At 67.6% G+C, this 18,550-nt stretch carries 19 protein-coding genes and 1 pseudogene; 15 read left to right on the forward strand and 5 right to left on the reverse strand.

Annotated elements, in window-relative coordinates; translation table 11 throughout:
- A partial coding sequence (locus INE98_RS01210) for a glutathione peroxidase (RefSeq protein ID WP_293535947.1) occupies window positions 1-338 on the forward strand: 338 nt, incomplete at its 5' end.
- Window positions 335-2,227, forward strand: a complete 1,893-nt coding sequence (locus tag INE98_RS01215; protein ID WP_293535949.1) for a tetratricopeptide repeat protein — start codon at window positions 335-337, stop codon at window positions 2,225-2,227. The genes INE98_RS01210 and INE98_RS01215, both read left to right, overlap by 4 nt.
- A gap of 6 nt (window positions 2,228-2,233) precedes the next feature.
- Here the strand turns inward: INE98_RS01215 and INE98_RS01220 are convergent, their stop codons facing one another.
- Entirely contained in the window at window positions 2,234-3,511 is a 1,278-nt protein-coding gene (locus tag INE98_RS01220) for an MFS transporter (RefSeq protein ID WP_293535950.1), read from the reverse strand.
- 120 nt (window positions 3,512-3,631) lie between these two features.
- Here INE98_RS01220 and ilvD point away from each other — a divergent pair, with 120 nt between their 5' ends.
- Window positions 3,632-5,368, forward strand: coding sequence for a dihydroxy-acid dehydratase (ilvD, locus tag INE98_RS01225; protein ID WP_293535951.1), 1,737 nt, complete (start codon window positions 3,632-3,634; stop codon window positions 5,366-5,368).
- Window positions 5,369-5,397: 29 nt separating this feature from the next.
- On the opposite strand, the gene INE98_RS01230 is transcribed toward ilvD, so the two are convergent.
- The 4 genes from INE98_RS01230 to INE98_RS01245 all read right to left on the reverse strand — a co-directional run bounded on the left by INE98_RS01230 (window position 5,398) and on the right by INE98_RS01245 (window position 7,776).
- Window positions 5,398-6,087 (reverse strand): NnrU family protein, encoded by a 690-nt coding sequence (locus INE98_RS01230; protein ID WP_293535952.1) that lies wholly within the window; start codon window positions 6,085-6,087, stop codon window positions 5,398-5,400.
- A gap of 67 nt (window positions 6,088-6,154) precedes the next feature.
- Window positions 6,155-6,547, reverse strand: coding sequence for a response regulator (locus tag INE98_RS01235; RefSeq protein ID WP_293535953.1), 393 nt, complete (start codon window positions 6,545-6,547; stop codon window positions 6,155-6,157).
- Window positions 6,548-6,660: 113 nt separating this feature from the next.
- Window positions 6,661-7,440 (reverse strand): exodeoxyribonuclease III, encoded by a 780-nt coding sequence (gene xth, locus INE98_RS01240; protein ID WP_293535954.1) that lies wholly within the window; start codon window positions 7,438-7,440, stop codon window positions 6,661-6,663.
- A 3-nt stretch (window positions 7,441-7,443) separates the two neighbouring features.
- The gene (locus tag INE98_RS01245) at window positions 7,444-7,776 is read right to left on the reverse strand and encodes an iron-sulfur cluster assembly accessory protein (RefSeq protein ID WP_293535955.1); all 333 of its coding nucleotides are present in this window, start codon (window positions 7,774-7,776) and stop codon (window positions 7,444-7,446) included.
- A gap of 83 nt (window positions 7,777-7,859) precedes the next feature.
- Here INE98_RS01245 and INE98_RS01250 point away from each other — a divergent pair, with 83 nt between their 5' ends.
- From INE98_RS01250 to INE98_RS01305, 12 genes and pseudogenes are all read left to right on the forward strand, one after another.
- Window positions 7,860-9,029: a deoxyguanosinetriphosphate triphosphohydrolase gene (locus INE98_RS01250; RefSeq protein ID WP_293535956.1), complete on the forward strand. Its 1,170-nt coding sequence runs from the start codon at window positions 7,860-7,862 to the stop codon at window positions 9,027-9,029.
- A 95-nt stretch (window positions 9,030-9,124) separates the two neighbouring features.
- Window positions 9,125-9,919, forward strand: a complete 795-nt coding sequence (locus INE98_RS01255) for an SPOR domain-containing protein (RefSeq protein ID WP_293535957.1) — start codon at window positions 9,125-9,127, stop codon at window positions 9,917-9,919.
- Window positions 9,916-10,935 carry a beta-N-acetylhexosaminidase gene (gene nagZ, locus INE98_RS01260; RefSeq protein WP_293535958.1) on the forward strand — a complete coding sequence of 340 codons (1,020 nt, stop codon included), beginning with the start codon at window positions 9,916-9,918 and terminating at the stop codon, window positions 10,933-10,935. The genes INE98_RS01255 and nagZ overlap by 4 nt, the downstream gene beginning before the upstream one ends.
- Complete coding sequence (locus INE98_RS01265; protein ID WP_293535959.1) at window positions 10,932-11,744, forward strand: ScpA family protein; 813 nt, start codon at window positions 10,932-10,934, stop codon at window positions 11,742-11,744. Before nagZ ends, INE98_RS01265 begins: the two co-directional genes overlap by 4 nt.
- Window positions 11,745-11,752: 8 nt before the next feature.
- Window positions 11,753-12,442 carry an SMC-Scp complex subunit ScpB gene (gene scpB / locus INE98_RS01270; RefSeq protein WP_293535966.1) on the forward strand — a complete coding sequence of 230 codons (690 nt, stop codon included), beginning with the start codon at window positions 11,753-11,755 and terminating at the stop codon, window positions 12,440-12,442.
- Window positions 12,443-12,525: 83 nt separating this feature from the next.
- Window positions 12,526-12,738 carry a twin-arginine translocase TatA/TatE family subunit gene (gene tatA / locus INE98_RS01275; protein ID WP_293535960.1) on the forward strand — a complete coding sequence of 71 codons (213 nt, stop codon included), beginning with the start codon at window positions 12,526-12,528 and terminating at the stop codon, window positions 12,736-12,738.
- Window positions 12,739-12,800: 62 nt separating this feature from the next.
- Window positions 12,801-13,013, forward strand: a pseudogene (tatB, locus tag INE98_RS01280) (Sec-independent protein translocase protein TatB); the annotation flags it as partial.
- A gap of 233 nt (window positions 13,014-13,246) precedes the next feature.
- A complete protein-coding gene (gene tatC / locus INE98_RS01285; RefSeq protein ID WP_293535961.1) occupies window positions 13,247-14,254 on the forward strand; it encodes a twin-arginine translocase subunit TatC in 1,008 nt (335 codons plus the stop codon).
- A 32-nt stretch (window positions 14,255-14,286) separates the two neighbouring features.
- A complete protein-coding gene (gene serS, locus INE98_RS01290) occupies window positions 14,287-15,567 on the forward strand; it encodes a serine--tRNA ligase (RefSeq protein ID WP_293535962.1) in 1,281 nt (426 codons plus the stop codon).
- A 4-nt stretch (window positions 15,568-15,571) separates the two neighbouring features.
- Entirely contained in the window at window positions 15,572-16,363 is a 792-nt protein-coding gene (surE, locus tag INE98_RS01295; RefSeq protein WP_293535963.1) for a 5'/3'-nucleotidase SurE, read from the forward strand.
- Between the two features lie 2 nt (window positions 16,364-16,365).
- Window positions 16,366-17,025: a protein-L-isoaspartate(D-aspartate) O-methyltransferase gene (locus INE98_RS01300; RefSeq protein ID WP_293535964.1), complete on the forward strand. Its 660-nt coding sequence runs from the start codon at window positions 16,366-16,368 to the stop codon at window positions 17,023-17,025.
- A gap of 98 nt (window positions 17,026-17,123) precedes the next feature.
- The coding region (locus INE98_RS01305; protein ID WP_293535965.1) for a LysM peptidoglycan-binding domain-containing protein at window positions 17,124-18,550 on the forward strand (1,427 nt) is incomplete at its 3' end.

An 18,550-nucleotide genomic window follows, 5' to 3' on the forward strand; every position in this document is an offset into this window, starting at 1 on the left:
GGGATCAGGGCCTCACCGTGCTGGGCGTGCCCTGCAACCAGTTCATGGGCCAGGAGCCGGGGACCGAGGCCGAGATCAAGGCCTTCTGCGAGACCCGGTTCAACATCGACTTCCCGCTCACCGCCAAGGAAGATGTCAAGGGCGCCACGGCTCACCCCTTCTACAAGTGGGCGCTCGAGACCCTGGGCGAGGCGGCCGATCCGGCGTGGAACTTCCACAAGCTCCTCGTGGGCCGCGACGGCCAGCTGATCGCCGCCTTCGGACCCCGCACGGACCCCCAGGCGCCGGAAATCGTCTCTGCGGTCGAAGCCGCCCTGTCAGCCCCGACTTCCGCGTGACCGAGGAGGAGGTCGAGGGCCGGTTCAACGCCGCGGTCGGGCTGCATCGGGCCGGCCGGGCGGGGGAGGCTGCCTCTGTCTACCGGGAAATTCTCGCCGCCCGCGCCGGCCATGGGCATGCCGCCTACAACCTGGGCGTCGCCCTCCGGTCCCTCGGCCGCACGCGCGAGGCGATCGAAATCTGGACCGGACTGGCGGAGCGGGAGCCCGATCGGGTCGACGCCCTGCTCGGCCTCAGCCGGGCCTACCGGTCCCTCAATGACGATGTCCGCTCCCTCGACTTCGCCACGCGGGCGGCGGCGCTGCGGCCCCAGTCCGGTGACGCCCACAACCTGCGTTCCAACGCCCTCAGGTCCCTCGGACGCAATACTGAAGCGCTCGCGGCCCTGGACGCGGCGGTCGCCGCCGAGCCGGGCTACGCCCTCGCGCATTCGAACCGGGGACATTTGCTCTCCGCTCTCAAGCGACACGCCGAGGCGGTGCAGTCCTACAGGGCCGCCCGGGCCCTGGAGCCCTCGCTCCCCGACCTGACCGGCGCCCTGCTGGACCAGCAGATGCGATGCTGCGACTGGCGTGACTTCGGGGTCCTTCAGGCGGAGGTTCGGGACGGGGTGCGGCGCGGGGAGCCGGTGACCATCCCCTTCACCTTCCTGGCCCACAACGATGACCCGGCCGACCAGATGGCCTGCGTCCGCACCCACTTGAAGGGCCGTTTCCCGGACTGGCCGCCCGCCGTCTGGACCGGTCAGACCTACCGCCACGACCGCATCCGGGTCGGCTATGTCTCCTCCGATCTGAGGGTGCACGCCGTCGCACAGCTCCTCGTGGGGCTGCTGGAGCGTCACGACCGTGACCGGTTCGAGATTCACGCCTACGCCCTGCCGCCGTCCGTCGAGGATGACATGCGCGCCCGTGTCCGGGCCGCCTGCGATGTCTTCAATGATGTCGCCAGCCTGGACGACGCCGCGATCGCCAAGGCCATCAGGGCGGCCGAGATCGACATCGCCATTGATCTCAATGGCTACACCACCCATTGCCGGCCCGGGATCTTCGCGCGGCGGTGCGCGCCAGTGCAGATCAACTATCTGGGGTATCCCGGGGCCATGGGGTCCCTGACCGCAGACTACATCCTGGCGGACTCCACCGTCATCCCAGAGGCGGAGTCCGACCACTACGACGAGAAGATCATCCGGCTTCCTTTCGCTTACCAGCCGAACGACGACCGTCGTCGCATCGCCGAAACGACGCCGACCCGCTCCGAAGCCTGTCTGCCAGAAGCCGGCTTCGTCTTCTGCTGCTTCAACGCCAGCTACAAGATCACCCCCCCGGTCTTCGACATTTGGGCTGGTCTTCTGCGGGACGTTCCGGACTCGGTGCTGTGGCTGCTGGGAGGCGATGCAGTCATTGAGGACAACCTGCGACACGAGTTGCGGGCCCGCGGAGTGGCCCCGGAGCGTCTGGTGTTTGCACCCAAGGCGCCCCTTCCGGAGCACCTGGCGCGGCACCGGCTGGCCGACCTCTTCCTAGACACCCTGCCTTACAACGCCCATACGACCGCCAGTGACGCCCTCTGGGCCGGACTGCCCCTTGTGACCTGCACGGGGCGCAGCTTCGCAGCCCGTGTGGCCGCCTCACTTCTGAGGGCGACCGGTCTCCCGGATCTGGTCACCGGCTCTCTGGAGGATTACCGCGCCCTGGCCCTCGACCTCGCGCGGAACCCGGAAAAGCTTTCGGCGCTCAGGACGCGACTGGCTGCGAACCTCCCTGGCGCACCTCTCTTCGACACCGACCGCACGCGACGGCAGGTAGAGGCGGCGTACGAGATCGCCTGGCGAAGAAAGATGGCGGGGCTGGATCCCCGGAGCTTCAACGTGCCTGAGGACGTCTGATCCGGGTCAGGCCTCGATGATGCGGCTGGTCCGCCGGGTCTCCGGCATCAAGAGGTACGTGACCAGGGAAACGCCGATCACGGCGGTGACATAGACGTAGAAGCCGGGCTCGAACCCTGCCTTCTTGAAGCTCAGGGCGATGAACTCCGCGGACCCGCCGAACAAGGCGTTGGCGATGGCGTAGGGCAGGGCGACCCCCAGGGCGCGGATCTCGGTGGGGAACATCTCGGCCTTCACGATGGCGCTGACCGACGTATACCCGCTGACCACGGCGAGACTTCCGAGAACCAGGAGGAAGGCGGTCAGGGGCTCCTGGGTCACTGCGAGCGTGGAGAGGACCGGCCAGGTCATGATCACGCCCCCCACGCCGAACCCCAGGAGCAGGGTCCGCCGGCCAAACCTGTCGGAGAGGGCGCCCGCCAGAGGCTGCATCAGGATGAAGGCGGCCAGGGCGGCGGTGGTGATCAGATTCGACTGGTCCTTCGAGAAGCCCGAGGTGTTGACCAGGAACTTCTGCATGTAGGTCCCGAAGGTGTAGTAGGCGAGCGTACCTCCCGCGGTCAGGCCGAAGACCATCAGGGTCTCTCTGGGATGATCGCTGATCAACCGCCAGGTGGCTGTCCGCGAATTGTCACGGGCCTTGAAGGACGGGGTCTCGTCCATGCCCCGCCGCAGCAGGAGCACCACTGTCGCGAGCAGGGCGCCGATCAGGAAGGCCACCCGCCAGCCCCAGGCGTTCATCTGCTCCGCCGGCAGGATCGCGGTCAGAGCCAGAAGCAGGAACAGCGCCATCAGCTGGCCGCTCATCAGGGTGCTGTAGAAGACGCCGGACCAGAAGCCGCGCCGGTCCCGGGAGGCCATTTCGGAGAGATAGGTGGCGCTGGCCCCGTACTCGCCGCCCATGCTGACGCCCTGCAGTATCCGCGCCAGGACGAGGATGGCGGGCGCGGCGAGGCCGATCTGGGCGTAACCCGGACACAGGCCGATGATCAGCGATCCCAGGCACATAAGGCTGACCGAAACGACCATGGCCGCCCGTCGACCTGCGCGGTCGCCGTAGAGACCCATGATCCAGGCCCCGAAGGGTCGCGCCAGGAAGCCGACGGCATAGACGGCCGCTGATCCGAGAAGCTGGGCTGTCTGGTCGCCCTTCGGGAAGAAGACCGGCGCGAAGTAGAGGGCGAAGGCGGCGTAGACGAACCAGTCGAAAGTCTCGACCATGTTTCCCGCCGATCCGGCGAGGATCGAGCGCAGGCGAGACTTGTCCGCCTTCGGTTCCTGCATCCTGATCTCCCCCCCCGATGATCTCAATCTAGCCTGCTCTGGCCGCTCTGTCGCGGGCGGGGCTTCCAACCGGCTCACCCTGCGGCTAGGGAGAAATCCGACATCATCTGGAGGCACGCCATGACCCGCAACCCCGATGGAAGCTGGGACAAGTCCCGCCTGCCGAGCCGGCACGTGACCGAGGGACCCGCCCGGGCGCCGCACCGCTCCTACTATTACGCCATGGGACTTGGCACCCGCGAGATCGCCCAGCCCTTCGTGGGCGTGGCTTCCTGCTGGAACGAGGCGGCGCCCTGCAACACCGCCCTGATGCGCCAGGCCCACGCCGTCTCCGAAGGGGTGAAGAAGGCAGGCGCCACGCCGCGCGAGTTCTGCACCATCACCGTGACGGACGGTATCGCCATGGGCCACGAGGGCATGCGCTCGTCCCTGGTCAGCCGCGACGTCATCACCGACTCCGTCGAACTGACCATGAGGGGCCATGGTTACGACGCCCTGGTGGGCATAGCCGGCTGCGACAAGTCCCTGCCGGGCATGATGATGGCCATGCTGCGCCTGAACGTGCCGTCCGTCTTCCTGTACGGCGGATCTATCCTGCCGGGATCCTGGCAGGGTCGGGACGTGACCGTGGTCGATGTCTTCGAAGCCGTCGGCCAGCACTCGGCGGGCAAGATGAGCCTGGAGGATCTCTGCTCGCTGGAGCAGCACGCCTGTCCGTCGGACGGCGCGTGCGGCGGCCAGTTCACCGCCAACACCATGGCCTGCGTTTCCGAGGCCATCGGCCTCGCCCTGCCGCTCTCGGCGGCCCTTCCGGCGCCCTACCTGAGCCGGGACGCCTACGCCGTCGCTTCCGGCGAGACCGTTGTGCGCCTGATCGCGACCCAGTTGCGGCCGCGCGACATCGTGACCAGGAAATCCTTCGAGAACGCCGCGGCGGTGGTGGCCGCCACCGGCGGCTCCACGAACGCGGCCCTGCACCTTCCGGCCATGGCCCACGAGTGCGGCATCTCGTTCACACTTCGCGACTTCGCCGAGATCGCCCAGCGCACGCCGCATATCGCCGACCTGAAGCCGGGCGGCCGTTTCGTGGCCAAGGACATGGGCGAGGCCGGTGGAATGCCCATGCTGCTGAAGACCCTCCTGGAAGGCGGCTATATCCACGGCGACTGCATGACCGTGACCGGCAAGACCATTGCCGAGAATGTGAAGGACGTGGTCTGGCGGGACGACCAGGAGGTCATCCGGCCGGTCTCCAACCCGCTCTCGCCCACCGGCGGCGTGGTGGGGCTCTGGGGCTCGCTCGCCCCGGACGGCGCGATCGTCAAGGTGGCGGGCATGACCTCGCACCGCTCGCACCGGGGTCCGGCCCGGGTGTTCGACGGCGAGCAGGCCTGCTTCGAGGCCGTCGAGCGCGGCGACTACAATGACGGCGACGTCCTGGTCATCCGCTATGAGGGCGCCCGGGGCGGTCCCGGCATGCGGGAGATGCTGTCGACCACCGCGGCCCTGAGCGGGCAGGGGCGGGGCGACAAGGTGGCCCTGGTCACCGACGGCCGCTTCTCGGGGGGCACCCGCGGCCTGTGCATCGGCCATGTGGGTCCGGAGGCCCAGATGGGCGGTCCCATCGGCCTGGTCCAGGACGGCGACATCATCAACATTGACGCCGACGCCGGAGTCCTGGACCTCGAGGTCGCGCCAGAGGAGCTCGAGCGTCGTCGCAAGGCCTGGAAGCCGCGCAAGACCGACTACGGCTCAGGCGCCCTCTGGAAGTACGCCCAGATCGTCGGGCCGGCCCACGAGGGTGCGGTCACGCATCCCGGCATGGCGGGTGAGAGCCACGTCTACGCGGACATCTGACCTTCGCAAGAAGCCCCTCGCCTGACCGATCAGGGCAGGGCGGGGACTCCCGCGATCAGCGGGTGCGCCAGAAGGGCGACGACATAGGCCGCCACGGCGATCAGGGCGGGCAGGGCGAACTCTGCGGGCTTCAGGGTCTGCCGTCCGGCCAGGATTGCGGCGAAGGGGACAAACGATGATTTGGCCTCGAAGACCGCCCAGGCCTCGCCGTGGGACCGGCGTCGCTTGGCGTCAATGCTGGCTGCGCCGCCTATGGCCAGGATCCCGAGGGAGCCGAACAGGATCAAGGAGATGAGGTCCCCGTTCACCAGAAGGTGCCCTGCCGCCCAGATGCCGACACCCCAAAGAAAGGGGTGGCGGGTGATCCTCAGGATCCCGCGCACCGGGTCAGGGTCCTGAAGCGCTCCGGTCTGCCCCACCGCCCCTGGGTTGCGCGCCATGACGCCGGGCACGATCAGCAGGAAGGCGACCAGAGTGATGACGAGTTGAAGATGGAGGGTCGCACTGTTCACGCTCCACCAGACAAGGTTGCCCCCGCCTGCGCGAGCGGCGCCATAGGCCATCAGCATCCAGACGAGAATGCCGACCGAGGCCAGGGAGAAGAGCCCGAGATAGGCGCCCTCACCGAGGCGGGCGACCAGGCGGTCCCTCACCGTCGTGCCGGACACGCAGAGGTGGATCAGCAGAAAGGCCGCACTGGCCAGGATGAGTTGAGTCACGCGTGTCGCCTCCCCCGATCTTGAGGGTGCAAGGCTGCGGCCATGGCCTTACGCTGTCAAGGAACTGCTAGGCGAGGATCGGGCCTTCATCCCCGCGGTTGGTCAGGTTCCGCCCAATGGAGTCGAACAGCAGGTCCATCGATACGGGTTTCAGCACCACATCGTCGGCCCCTGCGGCGAGGCAATCCTCCCGGATGGTCTGGGTGGTGTCCGCGGTGATGACGATAACCGGCAGTCTCGCCTTTGCATCCGCGCGCGCCCGGATATGCCGGATCGCCGTCAGCCCATCCATTCCCGGCATCCGCAGATCCATCAGGATGAGATCGTATTCGCCCTCGTCGATCATGCGCAGCCCGGTCTCGGCCTCGGGGGCCTCAGCCATCGCCACGCCTGCGACGCCCAGCATGTCCTTCAGGACGCGCCGGTTCATCTCGTTGTCTTCAACGAACAGAACGTCCAAGGCTCAAGCTTCAGTCACGATGCGGGCGTGACCTTGCGACTGCGAGGTTTAAGGGCCGATTTCCCGCCTTCGACTATTGCTGAAATGAGGGACTTACAATCTTCCGATGATTTCTAGAGACTTAGCTCGACGACGACTGGCGTATGGTCGGAAGGCTTGTCCCAGCCTCTCGGGTCCCGGTCGATCCTGCAGGACACGAGGCGATCAGCCGCCTGCGGCGACAGGAGACCATGATCGATGCGGATCCCGTTGTTCCTCGGCCAGGCGCCGGCCTGGTAGTCCCAGAAGGTGTAGCCGCCGGGCCCTGTCCCGGCTTCGCTCCAGGCCTCGCTGTATCCGAGCCAGAGCAGCGACCTGAAGGCGGCGCGGCTCTCGGGCTGAAACAGGGCATCGCTCGTCCACTCTTCAGGACGTGCGGCGTCGAGCGGGCCGGGGATGACATTGTAGTCGCCCATCAGGGCGACGGCCTCCTCCAGCACCAGCAGACTGGCGGCGTGGCGGCGCAGTCGGTCCATCCAGGCCAGCTTGTAGTCGAACTTCTCGGACCCGACGGGGTTGCCGTTGGGCAGGTAGATGGAAGCCACCCGCACGGGCCGGGAACCCGACACCACGGCCTCGATGTACCGGGCCTGCTCGTCGGACGGATCGCCGGGGAGCCCCCGGGTCACGTCCTCCAGCGGCGTCCGGCTGAGGAGGGCCACGCCGTTGTAGGTCTTCTGCCCATGGACTGCGACATTGTAGCCCAACCGCTCGAAGGCCTCGGCGGGGAACTTTTCGTCGACGCACTTGATCTCCTGCAGGCACGCGACGTCCGGGCGCTCGGCTTCGAACCAGCGCAGCACCGTCTCAAGACGGGCGTTGATGGAATTGACGTTCCAGGTGGCGATCCGCACGGGTCAGATCGAGAAGCTGACGCCGCAGCCACAGCTCGAGCGAGCGTTGGGATTGCGCACCCTGAACTCCGCCCCGGCCAGTTCGTCAACGAAATCGATCTCGGAACCTTTGAGCAGGACCAGGCTGATCTCGTCCACCAGGGCCGTGGCGCCATCGCGCTCGATCCTCAGGTCGTCGGGCGCAGCCGCCTCCACGAGGTCGAACTGGTACTGGAAGCCCGAGCAGCCGCCGGCGTCGACCCCGATCCGGAGCATCAGGGACCGCCCCTCAAGGCGCGACAGCTCAGTGATCCGCCGCGCCGCCGCAGGGGAAAGGGAGAGGTCCGGGGCGTTCAAGACTGCATCCTTGGCCATAGTGCTCTATATGAGCCCGGTTTGGCCGCCTTGGAAGGGGCCGATCTCCAGGAGCCGACGATCGCATGGCCGTGATACGCGCCGCCTACGCCCAGAGCGCCGCCGCCTCGCGCGGCCGCCGCCATGAGGAGCCCGAGAGCCGGACCCGCACCCCCTTTGCGCGGGATCGGGACCGCATCATCCACACGACCGCCTTTCGCCGGCTTAAGGAGAAGACCCAGGTCTTCGTAGCGCACGAGGGGGACCATTTCCGGACCCGGCTCACCCACTCCCTGGAGGTCGCCCAGATCGCCCGCTCTGTGGCGACGGCCCTCGGCCTGGAGGCGGACCTCGCCGAGACGATCGCCTTGGCCCACGACCTCGGCCACCCGCCCTTTGGCCATGCGGGAGAGGACGAACTGGACTCCGCCATGCAGCCCTATGGCGGCTTCGACCATAATGTTCAGACCTTTCGGGTCGTCACCCGTCTGGAGCGCCGCTATCCGCGATGGGATGGCCTGAACCTGACCTGGGAGACGCTTGAAGGGGTCATCAAGCACAATGGCCCGGTGACGGCCCGCCTTGAGCGTCCTTCCTGGAGCGCGGTGGCCGAATTCGACAGGGACTACAATCTCGAGCTTGGCGGATGGGCCTCGGCGGAAGCGCAGGTCGCGGCTCTGGCCGACGACATCGCCTACAACAACCACGATGTCGATGACGGTGTCGTGGCGGGGATCTTCACTCTGGAGGACCTGCTCGACGTGCCCTTGATCGGCCCGATCCTGCATGGCGTGAAGCGTGACTACCCCGGCCTTGATGCCTCCATCGTGCGCATGGAGGCCGTGCGGCGGATGATCGGCGCCATGGTGGATGACGTCATCGCCGAGACCTCGCGCCGCGTGGCTGAGACCGGTGTTGCCTCGGCCGAGGCCGTCAGAGGCCTGGACCACGCGCTCGTGGCCTTTTCCCGGCCCATGCTGGAAGACCTGTCGGCCCTGCGAGAGTTCCTCATGAACCGGATGTACAGGCACTGGCGGGTCAACCGCACCCGCAGCCAGGCCCGCCGGATTCTCGCCGAAATGTTCCAGCTCTTCATGGCCGAGCCCGATGTGTTGCCGGCAGATATCTACGCCGGCCTCGAAGGGGCGGACGATGCGGCCCGGGCCCGCAGCGTCTGTGACTATATCGGGGGCATGACAGACCGGTTCGCCATCGAGGAGCACAGGCGCCTCTTCCAGCTCGAGGCCTGGAGCTGACCATGTCCGGGGTGCGAGACCACGCCCCCGGCGGCTAGACTGTCCGCTGGGGTTGAGGCTCGGGGTGATTCGGGTCGCCAAGGGAACGACTGGACATGTCTCACCATGATCGCGGCGGCGGACCGCCACATGACGAGCCTCTGGCCTTCGACAGGCGGGACTCCGCCCCGCCGCGGGGTCCAGCGCCACTCACCCTGATACTGTCGGTCCTTCTGCTCCTCGCCCTCGCGGCGGCTGTCTTCGCCTTTTATCAGGGCGGCCTCTCTGAGGGCGCGCGGGCTCCCAGGGCCATTGGAGAGCCGGTAGGCGAGATTCGCGCGCCTGCGCCGAATGCCGGGGGCGATGTGGACCCGGCCGCGGGCCTCAGGATTTACCAGCAGGCCGAGGGGGAGCCGCCTCCGCTGCAGCCCAACTTCACGCCGCCGCCGGAGCAGCCCCTGCCGAGACAGCCGGAACCGGCGGTTTCGATGACCTCGCCAGCAGCGCCGCCCCCCGTCGCGTCGCCTCCTCCGGCAGCAGTGACCGTACTGCCCAAGCCCGCCGCTCAGCCTCCCAGCCCCGCGCCGACGACTCAGCCGGCGCAGAAGCCGCCGCCGAGACCGGCTCCGCCACCCGTGCGGCCGGAGACGCCGCCGGCGCGGCCTGCAGCGGCGGGCGCAGGAGCGGGCGTTCAGATCGGCGCCTTCTCGTCCGAGGCGATCGCCGACCGGGAATGGGCCGCAGCCGTCGCAAGTGCGGGAGGCTCCGGACGGGGCAAGCGCATCGAGCGGGTCGAACGGGACGGCGCCACCCTCTTCAGGACCACTGTGACCGGCTTTCCGGATCGCGCCGCAGCCCAGGCCTTCTGTGACCGCCTCAAGGCCGCCGGCAAGTCCTGCTTCGTGAGATGACAACCTCCGCCGCCATCTACGGCCTCGCAGGACCCCGGCTGAGCGCTGAGGAAGCCGCCTTCTTCCGGGATGTTCAGCCTTGGGGCTTCATCCTCTTTGCGCGCAACATCGAAGCGCCCGACCAGGTCCGGGGTCTGGTGGGGGCGCTTCGCGACATTGTCGGGAGACCGGACGCTCCGATCCTGATCGATCAGGAGGGCGGCAGGGTCCAGCGTTTCGGTCCGCCGCACTGGCGTCGCTATCCGCCGGCCCGGATCCTCGCCCGGCTGCCCGGCGGCCCGCATGTGCGCCGCGAGGCGGTCCGCCTCGGCGCCCGCCTGATCGCAGACGACCTCCATGCCCTCGGCGTGAACGTCGACTGCGCGCCCGTTCTGGATGTTCCCCAACCCGGCGCCCATGACGTCATCGGAGATCGCGCCTACGGAGAGGCCCCTGACGAGGTCGCCTTCCTGGCGAGGGCCATGGCCGAGGGGCTCCTGGCCGGCGGCGTACTTCCCGTGATCAAGCATATCCCCGGGCATGGGCGCGCCACCTCGGACAGTCACTTCGACCTGCCGGTGGTGGAGACTTCGCTGGAGACTCTGCGCCGGACAGACTTCGTTCCCTTCCAGGTGCTGTCCGACATGCCGCTGGCCATGACCGCACACGTCAAGTACCTCGCCCTCGACCCGCGCCGGCCCGCCACCACCTCACGGGCTGTGATCAAGGGGGTCCTGAGGAATGCTTTCGGTTTCTCCGGCGTGATCATGAGCGATGATCTCTCCATGCAGGCCCTAGACGGCGGCATGACGATGCGCGCCCGCCAGAGCCTTTCTGCTGGGTGTGACGTGGTTCTTCACTGCAATGGCGACATGGCGGAGATGAAGAGCGTCGCCGCCGGCGTGCCGGCGCTCTCCGGGCTGGCCGCGCGCAGGGCCGCGGCGGCCTTGGCGCGGATTCCGGGTCGGCCGGAACCCCTTGATCGCCAGGACGCGGAACGTCGTTTCGACGCCCTGCTGGCGAGTGCCCGCCCATGAGCGACGCCCGGGATTTTCAGCCCCAACTGGAATTCGACGCGGCGGAGGGCGCGGCCCTCGCCGGAGACGCCCTGATTGTCGATGTCGACGGCTATGAAGGCCCCCTGCACGTCCTCCTCGCCCTGGCGAGGAGCCAGAAGGTTGATCTCCTTCGGATCTCAGTGAGCCGCCTCGCAGAGCAATACCTGGCCTTCGTCCAACAGGCCCGCCGGCGCAGCTTCGCTCTGGCTGCGGATTATCTGGTCATGGCCTCCTGGCTCGCCTTCCTCAAGTCGCGTCTGTTGTTGCCGCGTCCGGAACGGGCCAGCGAGGAGGAGCCGCCAGCGGAGGAGGTCGCCGCTCAGCTGGCCTTCCGCCTCGCCAAGCTTGACGCGATGCGTCGGGCCTCGGAGGCCTTGCGCGCCCGGCCCCAGCTCGGCCGGGACGTCTTTGTCAGGGGCGACCCGGATGCCCTCCAGATTGTTCCCTCCACCCGGCTCGAGGGGGATCTCTATGGGCTCATGCAGGCTTATGTGAGCCAGAGGCGGCGCTCTGACGCCCGCAGCTACCGTCCAGAGCTCCCCAGGGCCTATCCGCTCGAGGCCGCCCGTGAGCGTCTTCGCAGTCTTCTGCCTGAACTCGCCCGCTGGACTTCTCTGAACGGGCTCGCCCCGCACCCCGCGGCCGCGTCTTCCCCCAGCCGCGCCTCCTTTGTGGCCTCCACCCTCTCGGCCAGTCTCGAACTCGTTCGGGAAGGCGCTCTGGAAGCCAGGCAGCTGGAGCCCTTCGCGGACATTTACCTGCGTACCCGTCGCGGGACTGAAGCGTGACCGAAGGCATGGACACTGTTTCGGCTCCTGATCCTGCGGAGACGGAACGCCGGATCGAGGCGCTGCTCTTCGCCGCGGCAGGTCCGCTCAGTCTGGATGACCTGGCGAGGCGTCTTCCGGAAGGGTCCGACGTGGAGAGGGGTATCGCCGAACTCAGGGCCCGGTACGCCGGACGCGGCGTCGAACTGGCCTGCGTAGGTGATCGCTGGCGTTTCCAGACCGCTCCGGACCTCGCCTTTCTGATGACCCTTGAGCGCGAGGAGCCTCGCCGGCTCTCCCGCGCCGCACAGGAGACCCTGGCCATCATCGCCTATCACCAGCCCGTCACACGCGCCGAGATCGAGGCCGTGAGGGGGGTCCAGGCGAGCCGGGGTACGCTGGATGTCCTGCTTGAGCTGAAGCTGGTGCGGATGCGGGGGCGACGGCGGACTCCGGGGCGGCCGGTCACCTACGGCACGACCGACGCCTTCCTCGAGACCTTCGGCCTCGCCAGCCTGGCGGATCTTCCCGGTGCTGCGGATATGCGTGCGGCTGGCCTTCTCAGCCTCGATCTCCCGCCGGACTTTGCGGTTCCGACGCCGGGCGCCGGAGAGGCCGAGGAGGATCCGATCGAAGACGGCGACGCTGCCCCTGAATTCCACATGGACTTCCTCGGTGGGGCCTCCGGGGCCGGGAGTAGGGCGAGCGACGACGGCTGAGGCTTGGCGCTCACCGGTCCCGGCGTCTATAATACTGAAGGGCGATCCGGGCGCCGAGCCCGCACCCACTGAGGAGTCGGAAAATGGGCGGAATGTCTGCGATCCACTGGATCATTGTCGCAGTGGTGGTCCTGATCCTCTTCGGAGGGCGGGGTAAGCTTTCCGGCCTGCTCGGCGACGCCGGGAAGGGTATCCGTGCGTTCCGCGAAGGCCTGAAGCAAGGTGCAGAGCCCGAGGCGCCCGCTGAAACCGCGGCGACCAAGGTGGAAGCTCCCAAGGACGACGCCCGGCCCTGATCCGGTCGGCATCGGAAATTCCCAGGCCGAAGGCGTGGGCATACTACTGCTAGGACCTGGTCATGCTTCCCGAAGTCGGCGGGCTTGAATATCTCCTGATCGCCGCGGTGGCCCTTATCGTGGTCGGCCCCAAGGACCTGCCCGTCATGCTCCGGAAGCTGGGGGAATGGGTCGGTCGCCTGCGCTCGATGGCGGCGGAGTTCCGGGCGAGCTTTGACGACATGGCGCGGCAGTCGGAACTCGACGAGCTGAGGCGGGAAGTCGAGGCCATGCGCCAGTCCCAGGGCGCCTTGCTGACCAGCGAGACGGCGGAGGTGAACCAGGTCCTCAGGGAAATCGACGACAGCCTCAGGGGCGCCGATCTCCAGTTCCACCCGCCCTTCGGTGGCGCGCCGGCGGAGCAGAGTGACGCCGAGGAGCCCCAGGCTTCGCTCGCGGATCCCGAGCCTCAGCCAGGCCCGGCCGCGCGAAGATCCAGGCGGCCGAAAACGACCTCGGAGGAAGCGGAATGAGCGCGGTCGAGGATCCGGACGACGAGATCGAGGCGTCGCGCGCGCCCCTCCTCGACCATCTGGTCGAGCTGCGGCAACGGCTGATCCGGTCGCTGATCGCCGTATTCCTGGCCTTCATCGTCTGCTTCGCCTTTGCCGACGACATTTACCGGGTCCTGCTCAGACCCTACGAGGCCGCCGCTGGGATTCTGGCGGCTCAGAAGGCCGCCGCCGCCACCGCTTCCCAGTCCGGCTTCTGGGACGGGCTCATGGTCGCGCTTCATCTCAAGCCCGCGGGGGTTTCCGGCTCGGGCGGCGGGCCTTTCGACCTTCTGCTGGTCCTGATGGGGTTGAAGGACATGCCCCCGCTCCAGGGCCAGGAGTTGAAACTGATCTACACAGCCCCACTGGAATTCTTCTTCACCAAGCTCAAGCTGGCGGGTTTCGGGGCGATCATACTTGCCTTTCCGATCCTCGCCAGCCAGGTCTACGGCTTTGTGGCGCCGGGGCTCTACAAGCGCGAGCGCAGGGCCTTTCTGCCGTTCCTGATCGCCTCGCCGGTCCTCTTCTCGTTGGGAGCGGCGCTGGTCTACTTCTTCATCTTTCCGTTCGTCCTCTGGTTCTCGCTCTCACAGCAAATCCTCGGTTCAGGCACAATCACTGTGGAGTTGCTTCCGAAGGTCTCCGACTACCTCACTCTCGTCATGACCCTGCTCATGGCCTTTGGGCTCTGTTTTCAGTTGCCGGTTGTCCTCACCCTGCTTGGCCTTGCGGGAATGGTCAGTTCCCAGGCGCTTCGGGAGTTCCGCCGCTATGCGATCGTTGCGATCTTTGTCGTCGCCGCGGTCGTCACGCCGCCGGATCCCATCAGCCAGCTCATGCTCGCTCTGCCCATCATCCTGCTCTACGAAGTCGCGAGCTGGTGCGTCCGGATCATCGAGTTCCGCAGGCGGGATGAGGAGCCCGAAGAGGCGATCGTCGGAACCCGGTCGCGGGTGGTTGGCGCCCCCGGCGACGCGCACTAGACAATGCGAAGCACCCGAGAGACTCCCTTTCCATGCACGATATCCGAGCCCTTCGTGAATCACCCGACCTCTTCGAGAAGGCGTGGGCGGCGAAGGGGCGTTCCGGGGCGGCGCAGGAGGCGCTGAGGCTCGACCAGCTCGCCCGCACTGCGCGCACGGCGGCGGAGGCCGCTCAGGCGCGCCGAAACGATCTTTCCCGCCGCATCGGTCAGGCCAAGGCGGCGAAGGACGAGGCGCAAGCTGCGCTTCTTCTGGCTGAGGTCGAGAACCTGAGGTCCGAGGCTGCGGATGATTCGAAGCGGGAGAGCGATGCAGAGCAGGCGTTGAAGGAGCTTCTCGCCGGCCTTCCGAATCTGCCAGCTCCGGACGTTCCCGACGGCGACGACGAGAGTGACAATGTCGAAGTCCGGCGATGGGGAGAGCCGTTCGCCGTCCAGGCTGCGCGGAGCCACGCCGACCTGGGCGAGTCGCTTGGACTGATGGATTTCGAGGCGGCCGCACGCATGAGCGGAGCTCGGTTTGTCGTCCTCAAGGGGCGGCTTGCCAGGCTGGAGCGGGCGCTGGGACAGTTCATGCTGGACATCCAGACCCTGGAGAACGGCTATACCGAGGTTTCCCCCCCGCTTCTCGTACGGGACGCGGCGGTCTACGGCACCGGCCAGCTTCCCAAGTTCTCGGAAGACCTGTTCCGGACCACGGACGATCTTTGGCTCATTCCAACCGCTGAAGTTTCCCTGACAAACCTCGTTCGGGAGCAGATCCTTTCGGCGCAAAGCCTGCCTCTGCGTCTCACCGCCCTGACCCCCTGTTTCCGCTCCGAGGCGGGCGCCTCGGGCAGGGACACGCGCGGCATGATCCGTCAGCATCAGTTCTACAAGGTGGAGCTCGTCTCCATCACGGAACCCGACCAGTCCGACCTGGAGCATGAGCGCATGGTGGCCTGCGCCGAGGCGGTCCTGAAGCGCCTGGAACTCCCATTCAGGACCATGCTCCTGTGCCGCGGAGACATGGGATTCAGCGCCCGCCGTACCTACGACCTGGAGGTCTGGCTGCCCAGCGAGGGCAGATATCGTGAAATCAGTTCCTGCTCCAATTGCGGTGACTTCCAGGCGCGTCGGATGGAGGCCCGCGCCAAGTCGCCGGGGGAGAAGGGCGCAAGGTATGTCCACACTTTGAACGGCTCCGGGCTCGCCGTGGGCCGCACACTCGTGGCCCTGCTTGAAAACTATCAGGACGAGGGCGGCCGGGTCGCCATCCCCCAGGCGCTCCAGCCCTACATGGGCGGCCTCACCCACATCGACCGGGCCGCCTGACCCCGTGCGCATCCTCCTGACCAACGACGACGGCATCCATGCAGAAGGTCTCGTCTCCCTTGAGCGGATCGCAAGGGTCCTGAGCGAGGACATCTGGATCTGTGCGCCGGAGTATGAGCAGTCCGGCGCCAGCCGCTCCCTGACCCTTGCCGAACCACTTCGGGTCCGACGCCTCGACGAGCGGCGGTTTGCGACCACGGGGACGCCGACAGACTGCGTCATGCTGGCCATCACGGAACTCCTGGGGGGGCTAAGGCCTGACCTTGTCCTGTCCGGCGTCAACCGTGGGGCCAACCTGGCTGAAGACGTCACCATGTCCGGTACAGTGGCTGGCGCCATTGAGGGCATGGCCCTTGGCGTCCCGGCCATCGCCCTGTCCCAGATGAGTTGGCCGACGCCGGGGGAGGATATGGCCGACCAACCGGTCTTCCTGCCCGCAGAACAGTTCGGACCCGGCATCATCCGCCGCCTGGTGGAGATAGGCTGGCCGTCCGATGTGGTGATGAATGTCAACTTCCCTTCCCGCCCGACCTCACAGATCCGGGAGGTGGAGGTCACCCGCCAGACCTTCAGGGACGTTCATGTACGTCAGGCGGTCCAGCGAACCGATCCGAGGGGCGAGACCTACTACTGGATGGGCTTCCGCCGTGAGATCTCGGCCCCGGCGGACGGCACGGATCTCCGGGCGATCTATGACGGCCGTATTTCGGTGACGCCGCTGCATATCGATCTCACCCACAACGAAACCGTTCACAGGATGCGCGGCCTCCTGGGCGGCGCCCCCCCGAGGGCCTGACGATGGCGCGCCGCCCCCAGACGCCCGCCGATCCGAGACACGTCCGCCTGATGGAGACCCTGCGGGAGCAGGGGGTGTCCGACCCGGCCGTCCTGTCGGCTATCGCCACCACGCCGCGGGACCTCTTCACGCCGGAACTCTTCCAGGAGCGCGCCTTCGAGGACCAGGCCCTGCCCATCGCCTGCGGCCAGACCATAAGCCAACCCTATATCGTTGGCCTGATGACCCAGGCGTTGAAGATCGAGAGGCGGTCGAGGGTGTTGGAGATCGGGACGGGATCTGGGTATCAGACGACCATCCTCTCCAAGCTGGCTCGTCTGGTCTACTCCGTGGAGCGATACCGGACCCTCCTGTCCGCGGCGGAGGCCCGTTTCCGCGAATTGGGGCTGACCAACGTGGTCACGCGGTTTGGCGATGGCGGGCAGGGTTGGCCCGAGCAGGCGCCCTTTGACCGGATCATGGTCACGGCCGCCGCTCCGGATGATCCGCGTACCCTGCTAGCGCAACTCAAGCCGAAGGGGATAATGGTGGCGCCGGTGGGGCGCGGGCCTGTCCAGAACCTGAACCGTTATGTCGGAGATGGGGAGGGTGGCTTCACGATGGAGACCCTGACGGAAGTCAGGTTCGTGCCGCTGCTGGAGGGTGTGGCGAAGGAGTCCTGAGCCCGCCCAAATGGTGACGATTTTTTGGGGTCGTGAATGAGGACTGCGTCGCAGGTCCGAATCGCGGCGCCGACTGGGTGAACAGAGCCGGAGCGGCGATGAGCAGTTATCTCAACCGGACCGCCTTGATGCTTGCTGCGTCAATGGCGCTCGGCGGCCTCGCAGCACCCTCTGGGGCTCAGGAGGCTTTGCGCAGCGACGCAGCGCCCGTCCGGCTGGCCCTGCTGCAGGCCTCTGGCGATACCTACACGGTGCAGCGGGGCGACACCTTGTTCGGCATCAGCCGCAGGTTCGGCGTCCCTGCCGAGGCCATCGCCGAGGCCAATGACCTGGGCGCCGGGGCGAGGATCGACGCCGGGATGAGGCTGAGGATTCCGGGCCCAGGTCAGGACGCGGGGAGCGCCGCCGCCATGCAGGCTGCAGGTCGTATCATCAGCGTCACGGGCGGGGCGTCGACCTATGTCGTCAGAAGCGGCGATACGGTGGACGGGATCGCCGCCCGGCTTGGAATGACCCGCCGGGAATTGGCGGAACTCAATGATCTCAAGCCGCCCTACACCCTGAGTGTCGGTCGCAGCCTGAAGGGCCCCCCTGAGACGCGCCGGGTCTACGTGGTGGCGGCGGGCGACAGCCTCGAAGCCGTCGCCCGCCGGCTTTCCGTCACGACTCGGCAAATGGCCTCGGCGAATGGCCTGAGGCCCACAGCCTCTCTTCGCGCCGGGCAAAGGCTGACCCTGCCGCAGGGCTACCGCGACCGGGGTCCCATACGCCCGACAACGACGGCCGCCAGGCCGTCCGCCCCGCCCGCAGACACTGCCCGCGCCAGGGGCGAGCCTGAGACCCCGGTGGATGCCGCAACCGAGGCTGGCGCGACGACGGTGCGAGTGCTCGCGGGCGGCCGGGTGGTGAGCGTCAGGGGTCGGGCGGTGACCTACACTGTCCGGAGTGGAGACACTGTCGACGAGATCGCCGGTCGCCTTGGTCTGTCTCGTCGCGAACTGGCCAGCCTCAATGGCCTTGCGCCGCCTTATCCCCTTCGCCCCGGGCAGGTCCTGAAGGGACCCTCCCGGACAGAGCGGGCCTATATCGTCGTCAGCGGGGATACGCTCAACGTGGTTGCGCGGCGCTTTGGCGTGACGGCTCGCGCCCTCGCCGCCGCCAATGACTTGAGGACGACCGCCTCGCTCCGTGCCGGCCAGAGGCTGATCCTGCCCGATGGAGCCAGGGATCGCGGACCGATCCGGGAGACGGTCCGGACTCCACCGCCGGCGCCGCCAGCGCGGCCCCCTGCACCGCAGCCCGAAGCCGTAGCGCCGGAGACGGATGCGCCTCTGGAGGATCCATCCGCTACGGCCCCGCCGGAACTGCGACCCGCGCCCGGGCAGGCGCCCGCTCAGCGCCCCGCTACGCCCTCCGCGCCGCAGCCGCCGGCGCCTGCGCCGGCGCCAGCCGTCCGCCCCCCTGCCGCCACCGAACCCCCGGCCAGACCCGTCGTCTCGCCTGCGCCACCGCCTCGTTCCGAACC

The sequence above is a fragment of the Phenylobacterium sp. genome (assembly GCF_020253645.1).
In the GTDB taxonomy this organism is placed as follows: Bacteria; Pseudomonadota; Alphaproteobacteria; order Caulobacterales; family Caulobacteraceae; genus Phenylobacterium.